We start from the raw sequence: 19,081 nt of genomic DNA, 5'->3' as shown, positions 1-19,081 counted from the left end.
CACGCCCCTTCTAACGGGGGAGGCGGCCTTTGTCTTCAACCGCCCCCACCCCGCTCCCAGCGGATTACAGCCGCTTGGTGAGGATGATGAGGTCGTCGCCGACCTTGTAGAAGTCGCGGATGCGCGCTTCCTCGCCGTACTTCATGGACGCGTAGAAGCCGCGTGTGGGGCCGTAGGCCTCCGTGGCGCTCGTCTCCACGCGGATGAGCCGGCCGTTGCGGCGGCGCAGGTCGCCCTCCATGGCGGACACCAGCGCGGCGCCCACGCCCTGGCCACGCACCTCCGGCGAGGAGGCGATCCAGTACAGGTCGTACGTGTCCTCCGTCATCGGCGTGGGGCCGTAGCAGATGTAGCCGACCAGCTCCCCGCCGCGGTCCGCGACGAGGATGGCGTAGTCCGTGTTGCCCGGCGTGAGCGTGATGCCCGCCAGCTCGATGGCGACCTCAACCTCCTGCGGCGAGAAGGTTTCGATCTTTCGAATCAGCGCGGCGAGGGGCTCCCGGTCCTTTCCTTCGATGGGACGGATGTCCATGGGCTCTTTCGGAAGCGACCTCCACCAGCCGGGCGGCCAGTGTCGGGTAGTCCATGCCCGCGGCGGCGGCGGCCCTGGCGAACCCTGCGCCCGGGTGGAGATCGCAGTTGGGGTTGATGTCGATGACGTAGGGCACGCCCTCCGGAGACACCCGGAGGTCGACCCGGCCATAGTCCTGACAGTCCAGCGCTGCGAACGCCTCCAGCGCCACCTGCACACAACGAGCTTCCAGCGCCGCGTCCACCTGGCACGGCCCGGTGGGCGTGTCCCGGTACTCGGGCGAGCCCACCTCCCACTTGGCGCTGTACGACACGATGTTGGGCCGGTCCTCGAAGGTCCGGCCGAAATGGATCTCCGTCAGCGGCAACGCGCGGCGCGGCTGGTTGCCCAGCAGCGGCACGTAGATCTCGCGGCCGGGGATGAACTGCTCCACCAGCGCGGGCTGGTGGTAGGTGCGCAGCACCGTCTCGCAGGCGCGCACCAGGGCGGAGCGGTCGTGCACCACCGAGTCCCCCGTCACGCCCACGCTGGCGTCCTCGCGCGCGGGCTTGACGATGAGCGGCCAGGGCAGGTCCACCGCCAGCGCGTCCTCGAGCCGCTCCACCACGCGGAAGCCGGGCGTGGGCACGCCCCGCGCGGTGAGCACCTCCTTCGCCTTGGGCTTGTGCAGCGCCAGCCCCAGCGAGAGGGCGGACGAGCCGGTGTAGGCCAGGCCCAGCGCGTCGAGGAGGCAGGGGACCGCCATCTCCCCTCGGCTGTCGGCCGCCAGCGACTCGCAGAGGTTGACGACCAGGTCTGGCTGGCGCCGGCGCAGGGTGTCCACGAAGTCCAGCCGGTCGCCCTCGATGGCCAGCGGCTCGGCGACGGTGTCCCCCCGGGTGAGGGCCTCGGCGAGCGAAGAGGCGACGCGCACCACGTCCTCACGCGCCTCCCGCCCCGGGTCGTCCTGGAGGAGGTCGTGGTCGCGGTTGTGCAGCAGGATGATGTGCATTCGTAGGTGGCGGAGGGTTACCACGTCCCCTCGCGCGAGCACAGTCCGCACGTGACGGTTGGTTACCTCCTGGGCTACCTCTCGGAGGGGTATGAAGTACGGTGGACTACTCCGGTCAGGGGTATCCAGGAGTATGGAAAGGGCATCATGCGCATCCGAGACCCCATTCACGGCACCATCCCGGTGAGTGATTCGGAGAAGGCCGTCATCGACAGCCGGCACTACCAGCGGCTGCGGTACGTCCGGCAGCTCGGCTTCGGAGACCTGGCCTTCCCGGGCGCCACCCACACGCGCCACATCCATTCGCTGGGCGCCATGCACGTCGCGTCCCGGGTGTTCCAGGCCGTGGCCGCCCGCTCCGCCCTGCCGGAGGACGTCCGGGAGCACTTCTGTGCCGCGGTGCGGCTGACGGTGCTCTGCCACGACCTGGGGCACATGCCCCTGTCGCACGCCTCGGAGCGCATCGCCCCCCGGCGCTCGCTCCTGCGGCTGCCGGGCTGGCTGGACGCGGTGGCGGAAGGGGAGCAGGCCACCCACGAGGACTTCACCGCGAAGATCCTCCTGGACAGCTCGCTCACGCCCATCATCGAGCGCGAGTTCGGCCCCCGGGGCATCACCCCCATGGCGGCGGTGGCGCTCATCACCGGCGCCCGCCCGCCCAAGGACCCGGGCTTCACCTGGCAGGGCGTGGACTGGACGCCGCTGTTGCGCGCCATCGTCTCCGGAGAGCTCGACGCGGACCGCATGGACTACCTGCTGCGCGACTCCTTCTACACGGGGGTCAACTACGGCCGGTACGACATGGATTGGATCATCAACAACCTCAACCCGGCGGTGAAGGACGGGCGCGCCTACCTCGCGCTGAGCCGGGCGGCGGCGTTCGCCTTCGAGGACTTCCTGCTCAGCCGGTACCACATGTTCGTGTCGGTGTACCTCCACCACACGTCGGTCAACTTCGACTACATGTTGCGGCGCTACTACGAGGAGTCGCCGGGCGAGTTCGAGATTCCGGCGGACCCGGAGGCGTTCCTGCTCTGTGACGACGCGGCGCTCTGGTACACGCTGCGCCGCTCCCGCAACAAGTGGGCGGAGCGCATCAGCACGCGCCAGGGCTTCAAGCTGCTGGCGCAGTTCACCGAGCGCGATGCCGGGTATGACCTGGACGTGCTGCGCAGCGCACTCGTCACGTCGGGCTACGAGCACTACGTCGTCGAGTCGGTCAACGCCCTGAGCAAGTACACCTCGGGTCCCAAGGGCTCCGGGCCGAGCCTCTACATCATCGACGCGTCCACGGGCCGTTTGACGGAAGTGGCGCGCTACACGGCCCTCTATCAGCGCTACAGTGGAGCCGTCCGCCTGAGCCGGCTGTACGTGCGGCCGGACCAGGCGGACGCCGCGCACGAGCTGATGGGCCGGCTCCTCGGCCAGACGGTGCAACCATGAGCGAGCGACTTCCAGGCCTCGGCCTCGGTCTCGACCTGACCCACGTCCCCGTGGAGCCCCGTGGCTCCGCCGTGGCGCTGCTGTATCGCCGCGTCGGCGCGGGCGTGGAGGTGTTCTGGGTGAAGCGGGGCAAGGCCCTGTCCTTCGCGGGCGGCTTCTACGCCTTCCCCGGCGGCAAGCTGGACGCGGCGGACGCGGACGTGCCCGTGCGGGGCGCGAGCGGCGAGGAGGCCGCGCTGCGCTCGGCGGCGGCGCGCGAGCTGTTCGAGGAGGCGGGGGTCCTCGTCGCGGAGGGCGCGGAGGGGCTGTCCCAGGAGCGCGTGGACACGCTGCGCCGGGCGCTCCTGGCCGGGGAGCGTGGCTGGGGCGCGCTGCTGAAGGAGGAGGGGCTGGCGCTGCGGGCGGAGGACTTCCGGCCGGCGGGGCGCTGGATTACGCCCCCGTCGGTGCCGGTGCGCTTCGACACGCACTTCTACCTGGTGGAGATGCCCGCGCACGCGCGCACGGAGCTGTGGCCGGGAGAGCTGTCGGAGGGCGCGTGGATCTCCCCCGCGGTGGGCCTCGCTCGCTGGGGGCAGGGCACGGCGCTCCTGCACCCGCCCGCGCTGCACGCGCTCCAGGTGCTCGGCGCCTTCCAGGACGAGGCGGACGCGCGCGCCCGGCTGACGACGCCGCCCTACTGCCCCGGCTACGTCGCCCAGCGCATCGAGTTCCAGCAGGGCATCCGCGTGGTGGCGCTGGAGACGCCCACGCTGCCGCCGGCCACGCACACCAACGCGTACGTGCTGGGCAACGGCGAGCTGTTGCTGGTGGACCCGGGCTCCGGTGACGTGAAGCAGTACGCGAAGCTGCTGTCGCTGGTGGCGGGCCTCAAGTCGGAGGGGCTGCGTCCGGTGGCGGTGCTGCTGACGCACCACCACGGCGACCACGTGGGCGGCGCGCGCGCGGTGAAGGAGCGGCTGGGGATTCCGCTGTGGTGCCACGCGGAGACGGCGCGGTGGCTCGACTTCCCCGTGGAGCGGCTGCTGGAGGACGGCGAGGTGCTGGAGCTGGCGGGCGACGTGCCGCAGCGCTGGCGGGTGTTGCACACGCCCGGCCACGCGCGCGGGCACCTGTGCCTGGTGGACGAGCGCAGCCGCGCGGCCGTGGTGGGCGACATGGTGGCGGGCGTGGGCAGCATCGTCATCGACCCGCCGGAGGGCAACATGCGGGACTACCTGGCGCAGTTGGCGCGCCTGCGGGACTGGCCCGTCTCCACGCTGTACCCCGCGCACGGCCAGCCGCTGCTCGACGGCCCCGCCAAGTTGCAGGAGTACCTGAACCACCGCGCCCAGCGCGAGGCGCTCATCCTCCAGGCCGTGCCGGTGGAGGGGGCTTCGCTCGCCAAGGTGGTGGAGGTGGCCTACGCGGACACGCCGCCCTTGATGCACCCGGTGGCCGAGCGCAGCGCGCTGGCCACGCTGGAGAAGCTGGTGGCGGAGGGCCGCGTGCGAGAGGAGTCGCTCCAGTACTTCCGCGTGGAGGGCTGAAGCGGGGCGGGCCGCTTCAGAAGCGGCCCATCAACCCCAGGCGCGGGCCGTGCTCGGTCATCCCCGCCAGCGGCATCACCCGCACGGCCTTCTGGTGGGTGGGGACCGGCGTGGGCGGCGGTTGGAGGAGCGCGTCCTGTTGGGACAGCTCGTAGCCGGTGGTGGCGCCCGCCAGGGGGAGAATCAGGAGCAGGGCCGCGAGCGTCTTGTCGTCGTCACCCAGGCCCAGCACGGCGGAGCCCAGCAGCGCGCCGCCCCAGCCCACGAGGCTGCCCGCGGTGGTGGCGAGGAACGTCCCCTTGCCCCCCATGACCTTCCCACCCACCCACGTGCCCGCGGGGATGCCCACGAGCACGCCGGCGAGGCCGCCCACCAGCGACACCACGTGGCACTCGTCGCACCCCACGGTGGGCGCGCCCAGGAGGTAGCCCGCCACCAGTCCCAGGGTGCCGCCCACCGCGCCTCCGGCGACGCCGCCCACCGCCTCCACGGCGATGCGCGGGACGGGGTCCTCGCCCCGCGTGGCCAGCTCGCGGCGGGGCAGGGCGTGTTCACCCACCGCCGGACGGGCGGGCGCCTCCCGCGCGTCGTCGTCGTCCTCCGGCGCCTGCCTCGCGGCGTCGCCGGGGGAGATGGGCACGAGCGGAGGGGGCGTCAGCTCCGGCGCGGGGACGCGGGCCTCCTCGGCCTCCGTCGCCTCCTGACCCCAGGCTCCCCGTGGTCCGGACAGGAGCAGGAGGACGAGGAGGGGAGGCCAGGTGCGCGCGAACTTCACCCCCGCACGGTACCGCATGGCGGGGGGCCTCGTCAGTTCAACCCGCGGAGGCCTCGGTGACACGCGGCGTGCGCGAGCGGCGCCGCAGGGCGAGCGCCAGGGGCACGGCCGCCAGCACGGCCTGGGGCAGCAGCGACACGGCGTCCGGATACAGGCCCAGCAGGTCCACGGTGACGAAGGGCACGGGCACCAGTGGCAGCGCGCCCACCTCCTGCAACGAGTGCAGGCCCTTGCCCAGCAGCATCACCGCGGTGACGACGAGCACCCCGGTGGAGATGTTGAAGAGCGTCTTCATGGGCAGCCGGAAGCCCAGGCGGTTGATGAAGAGCACCAGCACGCCGATGACCACCGCGCCCACCAGCGAGCCCCAGGCCACGCCCGCCGGGGAGTCCAGCGCGAGGCCCTGGAGGAAGATGGCCGTCTCGAAGCTCTCGCGCAGCACCGCGGTGAAGGCGATGAAGAACAGGCCGAACATGCTGCCGCGCCCCAGCGCGCCCTGCATCTTCTGGCGCAGCTCGCCCATGAACTGGCTCATGTTGGAGCGCGCGTTGAGCCACAGCGCGGCGTAGATGAGCATGCCCACCGCCACCAGCGCGGCCACGCCCTCCATCCACTCGCGCTGCGCGCCCGCCAGCAGGTGCCGGCCCAGCACGTAGGCCACCGCGCCGACGACGAGCGCGGAGGTCCAGCCGGCGTGCACCACGCGCACGTGCTCGGTGGCCTTCATCTTCTTCAGGGCCGCCAGCAGCGCGGCGACGATGATGGTCGCCTCGAAGCCCTCGCGGATGAGGATGAGCACCGTCAGCCACAGGGTGGACATGAGGTCCGCGGCGCTGCCGCTGCCGCGGCGCGCCTGGTCCAGGAGCGACACCAGCTCCCGGCCCTCGTCCTGGAGGTGGGGGCTGCCCTTCTCCGCCGCGTGTCGGGCCTGGAGGAAGGCCGTCTCCAGCTTGCGCACCAGCGCCGGGTCGCGCGAGCTGAGCTTGGGCTCCACCGGCTCCAGGCCGTTGAGGTACGCGTCCATCAGCGCCGCCTTCGCGCCCGCCCCGTCACCCGCCGAGGCCCGGCGCAGCGCCTCCTGCACGCTGTCTCGCGCCGCCAGCAGCGAGCGCTCCTCGTCCACCTGCGGCAGGTCGCGACGCAGGCACGCCAGCTTGTCCTCGCCGAACGCCTTCACCAGGTCGTCGTCGGTGGCGTTGGCCAGCCGCTCCAGCGACGCGCCCGGCGAGCGGCCCTCGCACGGGGGCAGGCGCATCGTGAAGACGAAGAACGCCAGCGACCAGCGCTCGTCCTCCGTCAGCGTGGGGTAGGCCGGCATCGCGGTGCCCGGCACGCCGAAGCTGGTGGTGTTGAACGCCTTGTACGGCGTCAGGCCGCCCATCAGCTCCGGGTCCCGGAAGTTGGCCGGCTGCGGCTCCATGGTCGCCGCGATGGCCACGTTCGCGCTGCCGTCCGCGGCGTGGCAGGCCGCGCAGTTGGTCTGGAACAGCGCCTCGCCATGCTTCAGGTCCGGCGGGTGCCGCGGGCTGCGCGCCAGGCCACCGGCGAGCACCAGGTCCTCCACCAGCGCGCCGCAGTCCCGGCTCACGCCCTCCGCGTCGCTCGCGCTGTCCACGCGCGCCTGCACCGCCTTCACGCGCGGCACGAACTGCTCCGCCGCGGGCCCCAGGTCCCGCGCCGCGGAGAGCGCCTCCGCCGCGAAGCTCTTCTGCTCCGCCAGCTCGAACTCGGACTGCGACGCGATGGCCGCCGGATAGTCCGCCTCCAGGTACTGGAGGATGCCCACCAGCCGGTGCCAGGTCCGCTCGTCCGTCCCGCCGCCGCCCTCCTCCGCCAGGGCCGAGGTGGACAGGGACGCCAACAGACAGAGGAGGACCGGGACCGCACGATTCATGGCCTCCCGTGTACCAGCCGCGAAAGGCCGCATCAATCCTGAGAATCAATCTCAAAATTGGCGTTTCAAGCCTGCGAAGACATGGGGGGTGGCGCGGACGGATTGCCAGCGCCTGTCCATTGTCCGACCTCCAAGGAATCGATGCGCAGTTGGGCGAGGTGCCAGTCCCGGCCACGCAGCCGGCCCACCGCGAGGCTGCCGATGGCGAGGCTGCCGATGGCGAGCGCGCCGATGGACAGTGCGCCCACGGCGAAGCCTCCCACCGCGGCGGCGCCGAGGGCGAGCGCGGGCAGGGCCCTGGGGCCGAGCGCGCGAGGCGTATGGGCGCGGCGTCGATGCAGGGCCGCGTGCCGCCGGGGGCCGAGCGTGAGCGCGGCGGTGTTGGCGGTGAGGAGGGTGGCGGCGCCGACGAGGGCCAGGGGCCGCCAGGGGCTCGGCGTCGCGACGACGCCCGGGATTCGGAAAGGCAGGAGGGTGCGCATGCCGTTGCAGGTGGGCATCACCCCCGGTGCCGTCACCGTGCGAGGAGGGGAGCCCCTGGCCGCAGGCGCGCGCGTCTCAGCGCTCGAAGGTGATGAACTCGAACGGAGGCTCCGACTCCGGGTGCCGCTCCTCCTCGACGCACCGCCAGCCGGACAGGTCCACGTCGGGGAAATACGTGTCGCCGGGGTACTCGCGGTCGATGCGCGTCAGGTACAGGCGGTGGAGCAGGTGCATCGTCTGGGCGTAGAGGTCGGCGCCGCCGATGACGAAGACCTCGTCGTCCGCGCGCGCGCGCGCCTGCCCGAGCGCCTGCTCCACGGAGTGGGCGACCGTCACCCCCTCGGGGGCGTAGTCCGGCTGGCGCGTGACGACGATGAAGTGCCGACCGGGGAGGGGCCGGCCGATGGACTCGTATGTCTTGCGCCCCATGATGAGCGTGTGGCCCATGGTGAGGCGCTTGAAGCGCGCGAGGTCCGCGGGCAGTCGCCAGGGCAACTGGTTGTCGGCGCCGATGACGCGGTTGGACGCCAGGGCGACGATGGCTGACAGCTTCATACGGCCACGGGGGCCTTGATGGCCGGGTGCGGGTCGTAGCCCTCGAGCGTGAAGTCCTCGTACCGGAACGAGAACAGGTCCTTCACGTCCGGGTTGAGGCGCATGCGCGGCAGGGTACGGGGCTCGCGGGCCAACTGTGTCCGCGCCTGCTCCACGTGGTTGAGGTACAGGTGCGCGTCGCCGAGGGTGTGGATGAACTCGTGCGGCACGAGCCCCGTCACCTGCGCCACCATCATCGTCAGCAGCGAGTAGGACGCGATGTTGAAGGGCAGGCCCAGGAACAGGTCCGCGCTGCGCTGGTAGAGCTGGCAGGACAGCTTCCCATCCGCCACGTAGAACTGGAACAGCACGTGGCAGGGCGGCAGCTTCATCGCGGGCAGGTCCGCCACGTTCCACGCGCTGACGATGTGCCGGCGTGAGTCCGGGTTCTTCTTCAGCCCCTCCACCAGCGTCTTCATCTGGTCGACGTGGCCGCCATCCGGGGTGTTCCACGAGCGCCACTGGTGTCCGTAGACGGGGCCCAGCTCGCCCTCCGCGTTGGCCCACTCGTCCCAGATGGAGACGCCGTTGGCCTGGAGCGTGCGCACGTTGGTGTCCCCCGCGAGCATCCACAGCAGCTCGTGCAGGATGGACTTCACGTGCAGCTTCTTCGTCGTCACCAGCGGGAAGCCCTGCGTCAGGTCGAACCGGAGCTGCGGCCCGAAGACGCTGAGCGTGCCCGTGCCGGTGCGGTCGCCCTTCTTCGTCCCGTGCTTCAAGACCTGGTCGAGCAAAGACAGGTAGGGCTGCATGGGGGCAGGCGTCTAGCGCAGGTGGCCCGTAGATTCCAGATACGCGTGTCGTATCTGGGCTAGAAGCGCGGCCATGAAGATCTACACGAAGAGTGGCGATGCGGGAGAGACCGGCCTGTTCGGTGGTGGACGGGTCGCCAAGGACGACGAGCGTGTGGATGCGTACGGCGAGGTGGACGAGTTGAACGCGACGCTGGGCATGGCGCGGGCGTTCTCCCTGCCGCAGGAGCTGGACGCGATGTTGCAGCGTCTGCAGGACCAGTTGTTCACGGTGGGCGCGGTGATGGCGACGCCCACCGGGACGAAGGCGTCCTCGTACATCCCGGAGCTGAAGGCCGCGTGGGCGGAGGACATGGAGCACGCCATGGACCGCTTCGACACGGAGCTGTCGAAGATGACGCACTTCATCCTCCCCGGAGGCACGCAGGGCGCCGCCGCGCTGCACCTGGCGCGCACCGTCTGCCGCCGCGCCGAGCGACGGGCCATCCCGCTGCTCCGCGACGGGAAGATTCCCCAGGACGTGGTGGTCTTCCTCAACCGCCTGTCGGACCTGCTCTTCGTCATGGCGCGCGTGGCGAACCACCGCGCGGGCGTGCAGGACGTGAAGTGGATTCCGGAGAAGCCGTCCGCGTCCTAATCGTCCTCCGGGGTCTCCCGTCTCGTGTTGCCCACCGCCCATCTCCGCGACCTCGCCCGTGCCGTCGGCTTCGACCTGGTGGGCTTCGCTCGCGCGGAGCCCATCCCGCCCTCCTTCCTCATGGAGTGGCTGGAGGCGGGCTTCGCCGCGGACATGGACTGGATGGGGGAACGGGCGGACGAGCGGCTGGACGTGGGACGGCTCCTGCCCGGCGCGAAGACCGTCATCTCCTTCGCGAACAACTACTGGCGTGACGACGCGCAGTCGGTGGGCTCGCCCATCGCCCGGTATGCGCGGGGGCGGGACTACCACTCCACGCTGCGCGACCGGATGAAGGCGTTCCGCAAGTCCATCACGGTGATGTACCCGGGGCTGGGCACGTATGGCGGCGTGGACAGCGCGCCGTTGATGGAGAAGGTGTGGGCCGCGCGCGCGGGCCTGGGCTACGTGGGCAAGAACGGGTGCTTCATCACGGAGCCTTACGGCTCGTGGGTGCTGCTGGCCACGCTGGTGCTCGACAAGGAGGTGGACGACTACGCGGACGGCCCGGCGGCGGACCGGTGTGGCGCGTGCCGCCGCTGCCTCGTGTCGTGTCCCACGGGGGCGCTGGTGGGCAACGGCCGGGTGAACGCGAGGGCGTGCCTGTCCTACCAGACCATCGAGAACCGCGAGCAGGAGGTGCCCGAGCCCTTCCGGCTCAAGTTCGACAACCTCATCTTCGGGTGCGACATCTGCCAGCAGGTGTGTCCGCTCAACCGCAAGCCCGTGTTCGCGGCGCATCCACGCTTCGCGCCCCGCGCGGTGGCGGAGCTGGGCACCCGGGAGCTGGCGGGGCTGACGCTCACCCAGTACGAGCAGCTCATCCCCGGTACGGCGCTGGCCCGCGCGCGTTATGACGGTCTGCGGCGCAACGCCGTGTACGCACTGGGCGTCGCCAGGCAGGCGGACTCGCGGGCGTTGATCGAAAAGCTCTGCGGCGACCCGAGCGACTTGGTACGTAGCGCCGCGCAATGGGCGCTTCGCCAGCTCGACCCCTGATTTCCCCCGCCGCGCCTTCGCTCGGTGGGGTGTACGCCGCGCTCCTCCTCCAGGTCCTCATCAGCGCCGGCACGTACCTGACCGCCAAGCGCGCCATGACGGAGCTGCCGCCGCTCAGCGTGGTGCTGTGGCGCTTCCTGCTGAGCGGTGTCGTGTTCGCGCTGATGCTGGCGTTCCTGCCGGGGCGCAAGCTGCCCCCGCGGGAGGCGTGGGGTCGCGTGGTGATGCTGGGCCTGCTCGCGGGGCCGGTGAACCAGGTGTTCTTCTTCAGCGGGCTGGCGCGCTCCACCGCCGCGCACGGGGCGCTGCTCTACGCGCTCACCCCGCTGGGCGTCTACCTGTTGAGCCTGGCGCGGGGCCAGGAGCGCTCGTCGGGCCGGACGCTGGCGGGCATCGCCATCGCGTTCGTGGGCGTGGTGGTGTTGCTGCTGGGGCGCGGACTGGCGGACGCGCGGGGTTCGGTGGTGGGCGACGTGCTCATCCTCTTCGCGGTGCTGGCGTGGGTGGCCTACACCACCGAGGGCAAGCCGCTCGTCGCGACCTACGGCCCGCTGCACGCGACGGCGTGGTGCATGGTGATGGGCTCGGTGCTGATGCTGCCCTTCGCGCCCTTCTACGGCGACGTCGGCGCGCTGCTGGCGACGAGCGGAGCGGCCAAGGCGTGTATCGGCTACCTGGGGCTGCTGACGTCGGTGGTGGCGTACCTGCTCTGGTTCTACGCGCTGTCGAAGGTGTCCGCCTCGAAGGTGGCCATCTTCTCCAACCTCCAGCCCGCGGCGACCGCCGTGGCCGCGTGGGCGCTGCTGGACGAGGCGCTGCACTGGGAGATCGCCGTGGGTGGCGCGCTCGTGCTCGCGGGGGTGCGGCTCACGCAGCGGGTGACGGCTCCGGCGCCGTCGGCGCCCCTCGCTCCGGTGGAGGGACGCCGGGCGGCGTGAGCCGCTACTGCGGATCCCACCCCGCGTTCACCGTCATCCGGTCCAGCGCGCGCACGGTGACGTAGGGGACGAAGCCCGCGGCGCGCGAGCGCGTATAGGCGTCCGCCACGTGCGAGGCCTGGGTGGCGTAGTCGACGGTGAGCACCAGCTTGCCCGCGGCCCGCACCCGGGCGGCGTTCACGCGGTTCTCCTCGCACCAGGACTCACTGCAGGCGGTGTCGTCGGACCAGTACATGTCCTCCATGCCCAGCCCGTCGATGGCGGGCAGGTAGGCCGGGTCGTCCACCAGCTCCGGGGAGTTCTGTGGCATCACCTTGAAGGCCGGGTTGCGGGCCTTGGCGTACTGGTTGATGCGCGCGATGAGGGCCACCATCTTCTTGGCGAGGTCCGCGCGGTGGGTGCCGGCCGCGTCCGCCGGAATCTCCTCGTACGTCACGACCATGTCGAGGTAGCAGCCGGTGAAGCCCGCGGCGAGCGCCTGGTCGATGCGCCCCTTGACGATGGGCCACCAGCGCTCGTCCCAGTACTTCACGTACTGCTCGTCGGGCCAGCCATCCACGGGGCCGAGCTTCAGGTCCGCGGGTACCTGGGACCACTCGGGGCGGTACTCCTCGATGGCGCCAATCTCGAAGTACGCGAGCACCTGCTTGCCGCGCGACTTCAGGGCGGAGATCTCGGCGGCGGTGAACCAGTCGGAGTGGCCGTCCCGCGACAGCTCGACGACGGCGAGGTTGAACTTCGAGTTGGCGAGGGTGTCGAGCTTCCCCTGCGGGTAGTTGGTGAGCTGGTAGGTGAAGCTGCTGACGCCCTCCCACGGCACGGGCGTGCCGGCGTCGGTGGAGGTCCCCGCGTCCGAGGGCGTGCCCGCGTCACCGGGCGTACCGGAGTCCGGCGGGGTGCCCGCGTCGCCCGGGGTGCCCGCGTCCGTGGCCGCGGGCTGCACGCGCACCACGAGCAGGTCCAGCAGCGAGGCGTCCGCCGAGGACGTCGTGCGGTAGCGCAGCTTCACCGGGCCCCCGCTGACGAAGCGCTGCGGGGAGCCCAGCGCGAGCGAGGTGGCGGTCCACTTCCAGGACTGGGCGAAGGTGTTGTCACCGACGAGGACCCAGGCGCCCGCGGCGTAGTCCCACGCCTCGAACAGCCAGCGCATCTCCGACTTCAGCGGCCCACGGTAGTTGACGCCGAGCTCGGCGGCGACGACGTCCGCGGCGCGCACGTCCGCGGGCAGCGCGTAGGTGCAGGTGATGGACGTGCCGGGCGCGAACTCGACGTACTCCGCCCACCGGTCCTGCGTGCCCGACAGCGTCTGCGTGTGCAGGCCCTGGACCGTCTGCCCCGCGCCGATGGAGCCGCTCTCCACCTGGAGGTTTCCACACGTCAGCGTGCGGGCGTTCGCGAGCACCTCCGCGTTGCCGCTGCGCTCCGGGCCGTCCCCGCTGTCGGAGGACCCGCCGCAGGCGAACAGCGCGACACACCCCAAGCTCGACCACCCTGCTACCGCGAATCGCATGTGCTCTCCCTTGCGCTGGAGCCGGGCTTCGCCCTGGGGCGAGGGGCTCCGCGAACGCGGCGGCTTTAACGTCAGGGGTTCGGAGGCAGCAACGCGAACTCACGCTCGGCGCGCGGCATTCCTCCTCGCGTTGGAACATTCGTTCCTGTCTGGACGCTGAGCTGCGCGATAGAGCAGTCGGCTTGGCCCCCGCTGGAAATTTGAAACCCCCGCATGCCGGGGCACGGGCCTCACACTCCCGTGCATGTTCCGTCCGGGGGAAGACCTGCTTCATGTGGAAGAGCGGCTCCGGGTGCTGAGCGCGCCCACGGGCAAGGCCATCTACGACTTCGCGTTCGACACGTACTCACCGGAGCAGCACCTGCTGGCCACGGAGCTGCCCCACTGGTACCCGCGCCTCACGCCGCGCAGCGTCTGGTTCGACGAGCGGCCGGATGCGGCGACGGTGGAGGCCGCGCTGGGGTGGCCCGTGTTCGTGAAGGGCGAGCGGCAGACCCGCCGGCATCGCAAGTCGCTCTCCATCATCGAGGGGCCGGAGCAGTTCCGCGCCGCGATGGAGGTCTACGCGAAGGACCCCATGCGCGAAGCCGGCCGGTGAGGCGGCGGGCGCGTCCTTCGCCGGGCCTCACCGCTGCGGCCGCTCGAGCAGCAGGAGCGCGAGGGTGACCGCCGCCGACACGAGCCCGACGACGAGGCCCACCGCTCCCCCGGCGAAGACGAGGAGGCCGTTGAGTCCGCCTTCATCGTGACCGCTTCGCGCCTGGAGGTGGAGCCCCACCGCCAGCGGAATCGCGAAGCCGACCATCCCGATGAGCAGCACCACGCCGGTGATGTAGAGGCCGTGGACGATGGCGTCCTTGCGACGAGCGTGCATGGGGCCAGGTGCCTGAGCAAGCCACATGCCCGCGCGTCCGAGCCCTGGCCGCGCGCTCCCGTCGTCGCCGGTGAGCAACGGCTTGCACGCAGCCCCGTGCACGCGGCTTCACGAGGACCCCGGAGGGGCCCTCGGCGCGGAACGGGGCGCCCGTCCGTGAGTCCTGCTCAGTCCCCGTTCGGGTCCCACTCGGAGATGTCGTGCTTCGGCTCGGGAGGCAGGGCCGGTCGCGTCGGGCTCGAGGGCGGCGGGGGCGGCGGCTTCTTGGCCGTGGGCGGCGGAGGCGGGGGGGCCGCGGGCGCGTCCTCGTCCAGCAGCGGGTCCTTCTCGTCGGTGAGCGACGCGGCCGTGGGGCGGGGGGGCGGGGGCTTCGCGGGCTCCGGCTTCACCGGTGCCTTCGCGGCGGCCGTGGGCGCGGCGGGAGGTGGAGCGTCCATCGGCTCCAGGTCCTCGAGCCCGGACGTGGACGCCGGGCTCGGCGTGGGCGCGGGCTCCGGGTCGGACTGGGACGCGCGATAGACGCCCTGGCGCGAGACGGGGGGCGGTGGCGGCGAGGTGTCCACCGGCGCGGGGGCCGCCTCCTGGGGGGCGCGGCCCGTGTCGAGCGGCGGCGGGGGCTCATCGGTGCGGCCCGTGTTGCGGTGCCCGGCGCGGATGGAGCGGCTCTCCGGCTGTCCGTCCCCGAACGGGTCCTCGTCGCGGTTGGTGGTGCGGCGCGCGCCGCTGTCGGAGTCGCCGAAGGGATCCTCCTCGCGGTCCACCTTCTTCCCGCCCGGGCGCTTGCGCGGACGCGGCTCGTCGGCGGCCACTCCCGGGGGCAGCCCGCGCAGCGCGGAGTGACGGTCGGCGCAGTTGGCGCGGTTCTCCTGGCACTCCCCGAGGCACTGGGTGAGCTGCTTGATGGTGCGTCCACTGCCGCCGAACTCGATGGAGCAGTCTTCCTTGCAGGTGGCGTAGTCCTCCTGACAGCCGGAGGGGACGGAGCGAGCGCTCTGCGCGGCGGCGGGGCCGGCGGCGAGCGCCATGAGCAGGACGGGAACGAGACGCATGGCAATCAGGAAAACTACCAGTCTTCCCACCTCCCGGCGCCAGGGGGCCGCGCTATGGTCCAGGAATGGCGCGGCCGGCGCGCACGCGAAGGAGGCACATGGCTGTCAGGGTGGGCATCATCGGGAGCCACGGGCTGGAGCAGCATCTGGGGCTCGCTGGTCGGTTGGAAACCCACACCCTCGAAACGCCGTTCGGCCCGCACGCGGGGCCGTTGATCAGCGGAGAGCTGGACGGCGTTCCCGTCGTCTACGTCCCCCGGCATGGCGCCGGACACGTCTTCAACGCGACGCGCGCGCCCTACCGCGCCAACCTCTTCGCCCTGAAGCTCCTGGGCGTCACGCACGTGCTGGCCACCGGCACCGTGGGCAGCCTCCAGGAGCACCTGCCGCCGCTGCGGCCCGTCGTGCCGGACCAGGTCATCGACCGGACCTACCGGCGGCCCTGCACCTTCTACGACGACGTCGCCGTGCACGTGGAGATGGACCAGCCCTTCTGCGGCACGCTGCGCCAGGTGCTCGTGGACGCGGGGCTCGCCAGCAACGTCGCCGTGGCCCCCCAGGCCACCTACGTCTGCGTGGAGGGGCCCTCCCTCAGCACGCGCGCGGAGAGCCTGCTGTACCGCGCGTGGGGCGCGGACCTGGTGGGCATGACGGCCATGCCCGAGGCGCGCCTGGCCCGCGAGGCGGAGCTGCACTACGCCCTGCTCGCGCTGCCCACGGACCACGACTCCTGGCAGCCCCGGTCCGAGGGCCACGAGCACGAGGCGCTCCTGGCCCGCCTGACCCACAACGTCCAGGCCGTCACCACCCGGGGCGCGGCGCTCGTCCGCCGCGCGCTGCCGCGCATCGCGGAGGCGAAGGCGGTGTGCCGCTGCGACTCCGCGCTGACGCTCGCGCTGTGGACGGAGCGCTCGCGCATCCCGGAGGAGGTCCGCTCCCGGCTGCGTCCCCTCCTGGGCAGGTACCTCCCGCCGAACGTCGTCTAGCCGGACGAGCCCCCGGCCGCCCGGCTGCTGCCATCGTCCATCGCGGACCCCACCTTCCGTTACCCGCAGGTCGGGAGCGAGGAGGGGAGGATGCGGCTGCCGCGGCTCAAGTACATCACCTGGCGCGAGTTCACGCGGCGCTTCGTGAAGGAGTTCCAGGAAGACACCGTCACGGACATCGCCGCGCAGCTGTCGTACTACCTCCTCTTCTCGCTGTTCCCGTTCCTCTTCTTCCTCGTCACCCTGGTGGCCTACCTCCCGTTCGCGCCGGGGGCGGTGGACGCGATGTTGGACCGCATCCGTCCGCTGGTGCCCGCGGACGCGCTGGGCGTGGTGACGCAGCACCTGACGTCGCTGGTGGACCAGCCCCGGCCCCGGCTGCTCACGGTGGGTCTCGTGGTGGCGCTGTGGACGGCGTCGCGCGGCGTGGACGCCCTGCGCAAGGCGCTCAACCTGGCCTACGACGTCCCGGAGTCGCGCCCATACTGGAAGACGCAGGGGCTCGCCGTGGTGGTGACGCTCGTCGGCACGCTGCTCATCCCGCTGTCCTTCGCCGTCTTCCTGTTGGGAGGCCGGCTGGGCGTGTGGCTGGCGGAGCGCCTCCACGTCCAGGAGGCCTTCCACATGGTGTGGTCCTGGCTGCGCTGGCCGTTCACCGCGGGCCTGGTGATGCTGGTGCTGTCGCTCTGCTACTACCTGCTACCGGACGTGAAGCAGCGCTTCAAGTACATCACCCCGGGCTCCGTGCTGGGCACGCTGGTGTGGATGGGGAGCACGTGGGGCTTCACGCAGTACGTGGAGCACTTCGGCAAGTACAACGTCACCTATGGCTCCATCGGCGGCGTGGTGGTCCTGCTCTTGTGGCTCTACATCTCCGGGCTGGTGTTCATCTGCGGCGGCGAGCTCAACGCCATCCTCGAGCACGCCTCCGCGGAGGGGAAGGCGAAGGGCGCGCGCGACTTCGACGAGCCGCCTCCCCTGGAGCCGCCCCTCAAGACGCCCGGCGCGGCCAAGAGCGCCAGCAGCGCGCGGCGCTCCCGCCTGGCCTTCTGGCGCTGGCGCCGGCGCGTGGCCCGGGGACAGTCCCCCGAGCCGAGCGGGGCGGAGCAGCAACAAGGCCCTCCGCCCACGCTGCATTGAGGTGGCGCGGTGACTACCTGGCGCCCAGCTTCTGCTTGATGGCGGGGAGCTGACCCGGGCTGTCGTTGTTGCCGCGCAGGTTGTTCTTCTGGATGAACGCCTGCAGGTCCTTGATGCGCTTCTCGTTGGTGGGGTGCGTGCTGAGCCACTTCATCACGCCCGGCGTGCTGCCCTGCTCCTTCTGGAGCTTCTCGAAGAAGGTGATGAGGCCGCGCGGGTCGTAGCCGGCGCCGGACGAATAGCGCGCGCCGTACTCATCCGCCTCCGACTCCTCGCTGCGGCTGTGCGCCAGCATCGCGCCGCCGCCCACCAGCTGCGCGGCGACCTGCGCGGCCGCGCCCGGGTTCTGGCCCAGCGCGAGCTGCGACACCGTCTGGATGCCCATCTGGTTCACCATGGCCCGCGCGGAGTGCCGGCCCACCACGTGGCCCGCTTCGTGCGCCATGACACCCGCCAGCTCCGCCTCCGTGTCCGAGGCGAGGATGAGGCCGGTGTAGACGTACAGGTAGCCGCCCGGCGTGGCGAACGCGTTCACCGTCTTCGGGTCGTCGATGACGTTGATCTTCCACTTCACGCCCGGCCGGTCCTTGGTGGCCTGGCGGATGATGGGCGCGGAGAGGTTGCGCACGTAGTCGACGACGGCGGCGTCCTGCACGTACTTGATGCCCTCCTTCGTCTCGAGCTCCTTCTTCACCTGCTGGCCGATCTCCTCCTCCTGCTCGTCGGAGACGAAGGTCTTCGCCAGCGCCTTCTCCGCCTGGACGCGCTGGGTGGTGCAGCCCACCGTCAGGGCCAGGGAGAGGCCCAGTACCGCCGTGAGAATCCGTTGCATGGCCGAGGATGCCTTTCTTGTGCCTGTGGGGTCCGTCGAGGAAGCGACCGCCCGGACTCTTGGGCAGCGTCGGGCCCGGCGGCAAGTCCCGAGTCGTCGATGCCGGGAGGGGACACTCGCCGCCGGTGGGAGCGGGCAGGAGGAGACGGGGTGACCCGGGGGCGCGCAGGGCCTCGGGCGGCGCGGGGCCCGCCACGCCCGCGCGTCCACCGGAGCGCCCGCCGGCGGCGCTTGCGACGCGCCCGGCCGGGACGGAGCTTTCCGGGGGAGGAGGTCGTCATGTCGCGTCCCGTGTGGGTCGGCTCGCTGAGCTTCGGCGTGGTGACGCTGCCGGTGCGGCTGCACGGCGCCGTCGCCTCGCGCCAGGTGCGCTTCCACCTGCTGCACGACGCGGACGGCGGGCGCGTCCAGAACCGCCGCGTGTGCGCCGTGGATGGCGAGGAGGTGGCGCTGGAGCACGTCGTGCGGGGTTACGCCCTGGACGGCGGAGGCCACGTCGCGGTGACGAGTGGCGAACTGGACGCGCTGGACCCCCAGGCCCGCCGTGTCATCGAGTTGACGCAGTTCGTGGACCCGTCCTCCGTGGACCCGGTGTTGTTGGACACCTCCTACCACCTGGTGCCGGCGGAGGGCGCGGAGCAGGCCTACGCCCTGCTCACGCAGGCGCTGCGCTCCGCGGGGCGGGCCGGGGTGGGGGAGCTGGTGCTGCACCAGAAGGGACACCTGTGCCTGGTCGCTCCCCATGGCCGGGGCCTGCTCTTGACCACGCTGCACTACGCCGACGAGGTGGTGTCCCAGGACGCGCTGCCGGAGCTGGCGCTGTCCGCCCCGGAGCCGGCGCCCCAGGAGCTGGACGCCGCGCTGGGGCTCATCTCCGCGCGCGCCACGGACTTCGACCCGCGCCGCTACCACGACACCCACCGGGAGCGCGTGCTCGCGTTCCTGGAGCGCCGGGCGCGGGCGCGTCCCCGGGCGGCGCGTCCGGTGACGGCGGGGCCCCGGGCCGGGCGCGCGCCGGAGGTGGATTCGGGGGCGCTGCGCCTGCGCCCCCGGCAGGCGGCGCGCGAGGTCCGCGAGCGGGACG

20 protein-coding genes are annotated in these 19,081 nt (G+C 71.8%); 9 read left to right on the top strand and 11 right to left on the bottom strand.

Annotated features, from left to right (window positions below; all coding sequences use genetic code 11):
- Positions 1 to 64 precede the first annotated feature (64 nt).
- Both LZ198_RS34760 and LZ198_RS34755 read right to left on the bottom strand, forming a co-directional pair.
- Entirely contained in the window at positions 65 to 532 is a 468-nt protein-coding gene (locus LZ198_RS34760) for a GNAT family N-acetyltransferase (RefSeq protein ID WP_253976443.1), read from the bottom strand.
- Positions 444 to 1,523 (bottom strand): D-alanine--D-alanine ligase family protein, encoded by a 1,080-nt coding sequence (locus LZ198_RS34755; protein ID WP_253976442.1) that lies wholly within the window; start codon positions 1,521 to 1,523, stop codon positions 444 to 446. The genes LZ198_RS34760 and LZ198_RS34755 overlap by 89 nt, the downstream gene beginning before the upstream one ends.
- Before the next feature lie 147 nt (positions 1,524 to 1,670).
- On the opposite strand from LZ198_RS34755, the gene LZ198_RS34750 reads away from it, so the two are divergent.
- The gene (locus tag LZ198_RS34750; protein WP_253976441.1) at positions 1,671 to 2,966 is read left to right on the top strand and encodes an HD domain-containing protein; all 1,296 of its coding nucleotides are present in this window, start codon (positions 1,671 to 1,673) and stop codon (positions 2,964 to 2,966) included.
- A complete protein-coding gene (locus LZ198_RS34745) occupies positions 2,963 to 4,495 on the top strand; it encodes an MBL fold metallo-hydrolase (protein WP_253976440.1) in 1,533 nt (510 codons plus the stop codon). The genes LZ198_RS34750 and LZ198_RS34745 overlap by 4 nt, the downstream gene beginning before the upstream one ends.
- Before the next feature lie 16 nt (positions 4,496 to 4,511).
- Here LZ198_RS34745 and LZ198_RS34740 read toward each other — a convergent pair whose 3' ends face one another.
- The 5 genes from LZ198_RS34740 to LZ198_RS34720 all read right to left on the bottom strand — a co-directional run bounded on the left by LZ198_RS34740 (position 4,512) and on the right by LZ198_RS34720 (position 8,993).
- Positions 4,512 to 5,288 (bottom strand): GlsB/YeaQ/YmgE family stress response membrane protein, encoded by a 777-nt coding sequence (locus tag LZ198_RS34740; protein WP_253976439.1) that lies wholly within the window; start codon positions 5,286 to 5,288, stop codon positions 4,512 to 4,514.
- A gap of 19 nt (positions 5,289 to 5,307) precedes the next feature.
- Complete coding sequence (locus LZ198_RS34735) at positions 5,308 to 7,164, bottom strand: cytochrome c/FTR1 family iron permease (RefSeq protein WP_253976438.1); 1,857 nt, start codon at positions 7,162 to 7,164, stop codon at positions 5,308 to 5,310.
- 65 nt (positions 7,165 to 7,229) lie between these two features.
- A complete protein-coding gene (locus LZ198_RS34730; RefSeq protein WP_253976437.1) occupies positions 7,230 to 7,664 on the bottom strand; it encodes a hypothetical protein in 435 nt (144 codons plus the stop codon).
- Between the two features lie 58 nt (positions 7,665 to 7,722).
- Positions 7,723 to 8,202 carry a dihydrofolate reductase gene (locus LZ198_RS34725; RefSeq protein WP_253976436.1) on the bottom strand — a complete coding sequence of 160 codons (480 nt, stop codon included), beginning with the start codon at positions 8,200 to 8,202 and terminating at the stop codon, positions 7,723 to 7,725.
- Positions 8,199 to 8,993: a thymidylate synthase gene (locus LZ198_RS34720; RefSeq protein WP_253976435.1), complete on the bottom strand. Its 795-nt coding sequence runs from the start codon at positions 8,991 to 8,993 to the stop codon at positions 8,199 to 8,201. The genes LZ198_RS34725 and LZ198_RS34720 overlap by 4 nt, the downstream gene beginning before the upstream one ends.
- 73 nt (positions 8,994 to 9,066) lie before the next feature.
- Here LZ198_RS34720 and LZ198_RS34715 point away from each other — a divergent pair, with 73 nt between their 5' ends.
- From LZ198_RS34715 to LZ198_RS34705, 3 genes are read left to right on the top strand one after another with little or no spacing between them, the layout of a single operon-like run.
- Positions 9,067 to 9,630 (top strand): cob(I)yrinic acid a,c-diamide adenosyltransferase, encoded by a 564-nt coding sequence (locus LZ198_RS34715; RefSeq protein ID WP_253976434.1) that lies wholly within the window; start codon positions 9,067 to 9,069, stop codon positions 9,628 to 9,630.
- 24 nt (positions 9,631 to 9,654) lie between these two features.
- A complete protein-coding gene (queG, locus tag LZ198_RS34710; RefSeq protein ID WP_253976433.1) occupies positions 9,655 to 10,668 on the top strand; it encodes a tRNA epoxyqueuosine(34) reductase QueG in 1,014 nt (337 codons plus the stop codon).
- Complete coding sequence (locus LZ198_RS34705) at positions 10,641 to 11,606, top strand: DMT family transporter (RefSeq protein ID WP_253976432.1); 966 nt, start codon at positions 10,641 to 10,643, stop codon at positions 11,604 to 11,606. Before queG ends, LZ198_RS34705 begins: the two co-directional genes overlap by 28 nt.
- A gap of 4 nt (positions 11,607 to 11,610) precedes the next feature.
- On the opposite strand, the gene LZ198_RS34700 is transcribed toward LZ198_RS34705, so the two are convergent.
- Positions 11,611 to 13,116, bottom strand: a complete 1,506-nt coding sequence (locus LZ198_RS34700; protein ID WP_253976431.1) for an endo alpha-1,4 polygalactosaminidase — start codon at positions 13,114 to 13,116, stop codon at positions 11,611 to 11,613.
- 274 nt (positions 13,117 to 13,390) lie between these two features.
- Between LZ198_RS34700 and LZ198_RS34695 the strand changes: the two genes are divergently transcribed.
- The gene (locus tag LZ198_RS34695) at positions 13,391 to 13,714 is read left to right on the top strand and encodes a hypothetical protein (RefSeq protein ID WP_253976430.1); all 324 of its coding nucleotides are present in this window, start codon (positions 13,391 to 13,393) and stop codon (positions 13,712 to 13,714) included.
- Positions 13,715 to 13,741: 27 nt separating this feature from the next.
- Here LZ198_RS34695 and LZ198_RS34690 read toward each other — a convergent pair whose 3' ends face one another.
- Positions 13,742 to 13,990 (bottom strand): hypothetical protein, encoded by a 249-nt coding sequence (locus tag LZ198_RS34690; RefSeq protein ID WP_253976429.1) that lies wholly within the window; start codon positions 13,988 to 13,990, stop codon positions 13,742 to 13,744.
- Positions 13,991 to 14,157: 167 nt separating this feature from the next.
- Complete coding sequence (locus tag LZ198_RS34685) at positions 14,158 to 15,039, bottom strand: hypothetical protein (RefSeq protein WP_253976428.1); 882 nt, start codon at positions 15,037 to 15,039, stop codon at positions 14,158 to 14,160.
- Positions 15,040 to 15,137: 98 nt separating this feature from the next.
- Here LZ198_RS34685 and LZ198_RS34680 point away from each other — a divergent pair, with 98 nt between their 5' ends.
- Positions 15,138 to 16,025, top strand: coding sequence for an MTAP family purine nucleoside phosphorylase (locus LZ198_RS34680; protein WP_253976427.1), 888 nt, complete (start codon positions 15,138 to 15,140; stop codon positions 16,023 to 16,025).
- A 90-nt stretch (positions 16,026 to 16,115) separates the two neighbouring features.
- The gene (locus LZ198_RS34675) at positions 16,116 to 17,165 is read left to right on the top strand and encodes a YihY/virulence factor BrkB family protein (protein ID WP_253976426.1); all 1,050 of its coding nucleotides are present in this window, start codon (positions 16,116 to 16,118) and stop codon (positions 17,163 to 17,165) included.
- A gap of 13 nt (positions 17,166 to 17,178) precedes the next feature.
- Here the strand turns inward: LZ198_RS34675 and LZ198_RS34670 are convergent, their stop codons facing one another.
- Positions 17,179 to 17,997, bottom strand: coding sequence for a M48 family metallopeptidase (locus LZ198_RS34670; RefSeq protein ID WP_253976425.1), 819 nt, complete (start codon positions 17,995 to 17,997; stop codon positions 17,179 to 17,181).
- Between the two features lie 279 nt (positions 17,998 to 18,276).
- Between LZ198_RS34670 and ku the strand changes: the two genes are divergently transcribed.
- On the top strand, positions 18,277 to 19,081 hold an 805-nt coding region (gene ku, locus LZ198_RS34665; protein WP_253976424.1), incomplete at its 3' end, for a non-homologous end joining protein Ku.

Origin of the sequence: Myxococcus dinghuensis (genome assembly GCF_024198235.1) — a bacterium.
Taxonomy (GTDB): domain Bacteria; phylum Myxococcota; class Myxococcia; order Myxococcales; family Myxococcaceae; genus Myxococcus; species Myxococcus dinghuensis.
Note: the sequence above shows the minus strand (reverse complement) of the source record. Positions and strands in the feature narration are given on the sequence as shown.

Bases quoted from the DNA above. Each gene is read 5' to 3' on its own strand.
- LZ198_RS34735 (WP_253976438.1), bottom strand. From the start codon at position 7,164: ATGAATCGTGCGGTCCCGGTCCTCCTCTGTCTGTTGGCGTCCCTGTCC.
- LZ198_RS34750 (WP_253976441.1), top strand. From the start codon at position 1,671: ATGCGCATCCGAGACCCCATTCACGGCACCATCCCGGTGAGTGATTCG.
- LZ198_RS34675 (WP_253976426.1), top strand. From the start codon at position 16,116: ATGCGGCTGCCGCGGCTCAAGTACATCACCTGGCGCGAGTTCACGCGG.
- LZ198_RS34715 (WP_253976434.1), top strand. From the start codon at position 9,067: ATGAAGATCTACACGAAGAGTGGCGATGCGGGAGAGACCGGCCTGTTC.
- LZ198_RS34725 (WP_253976436.1), bottom strand. From the start codon at position 8,202: ATGAAGCTGTCAGCCATCGTCGCCCTGGCGTCCAACCGCGTCATCGGC.
- LZ198_RS34705 (WP_253976432.1), top strand. From the start codon at position 10,641: ATGGGCGCTTCGCCAGCTCGACCCCTGATTTCCCCCGCCGCGCCTTCG.
- LZ198_RS34720 (WP_253976435.1), bottom strand. From the start codon at position 8,993: ATGCAGCCCTACCTGTCTTTGCTCGACCAGGTCTTGAAGCACGGGACG.
- LZ198_RS34745 (WP_253976440.1), top strand. From the start codon at position 2,963: ATGAGCGAGCGACTTCCAGGCCTCGGCCTCGGTCTCGACCTGACCCAC.
- LZ198_RS34730 (WP_253976437.1), bottom strand. From the start codon at position 7,664: ATGCCCACCTGCAACGGCATGCGCACCCTCCTGCCTTTCCGAATCCCG.
- LZ198_RS34760 (WP_253976443.1), bottom strand. From the start codon at position 532: ATGGACATCCGTCCCATCGAAGGAAAGGACCGGGAGCCCCTCGCCGCG.
- LZ198_RS34740 (WP_253976439.1), bottom strand. From the start codon at position 5,288: ATGCGGTACCGTGCGGGGGTGAAGTTCGCGCGCACCTGGCCTCCCCTC.
- LZ198_RS34685 (WP_253976428.1), bottom strand. From the start codon at position 15,039: ATGCGTCTCGTTCCCGTCCTGCTCATGGCGCTCGCCGCCGGCCCCGCC.
- LZ198_RS34700 (WP_253976431.1), bottom strand. From the start codon at position 13,116: ATGCGATTCGCGGTAGCAGGGTGGTCGAGCTTGGGGTGTGTCGCGCTG.
- LZ198_RS34755 (WP_253976442.1), bottom strand. From the start codon at position 1,523: ATGCACATCATCCTGCTGCACAACCGCGACCACGACCTCCTCCAGGAC.
- LZ198_RS34670 (WP_253976425.1), bottom strand. From the start codon at position 17,997: ATGCAACGGATTCTCACGGCGGTACTGGGCCTCTCCCTGGCCCTGACG.
- LZ198_RS34680 (WP_253976427.1), top strand. From the start codon at position 15,138: ATGGCTGTCAGGGTGGGCATCATCGGGAGCCACGGGCTGGAGCAGCAT.
- LZ198_RS34690 (WP_253976429.1), bottom strand. From the start codon at position 13,990: ATGCACGCTCGTCGCAAGGACGCCATCGTCCACGGCCTCTACATCACC.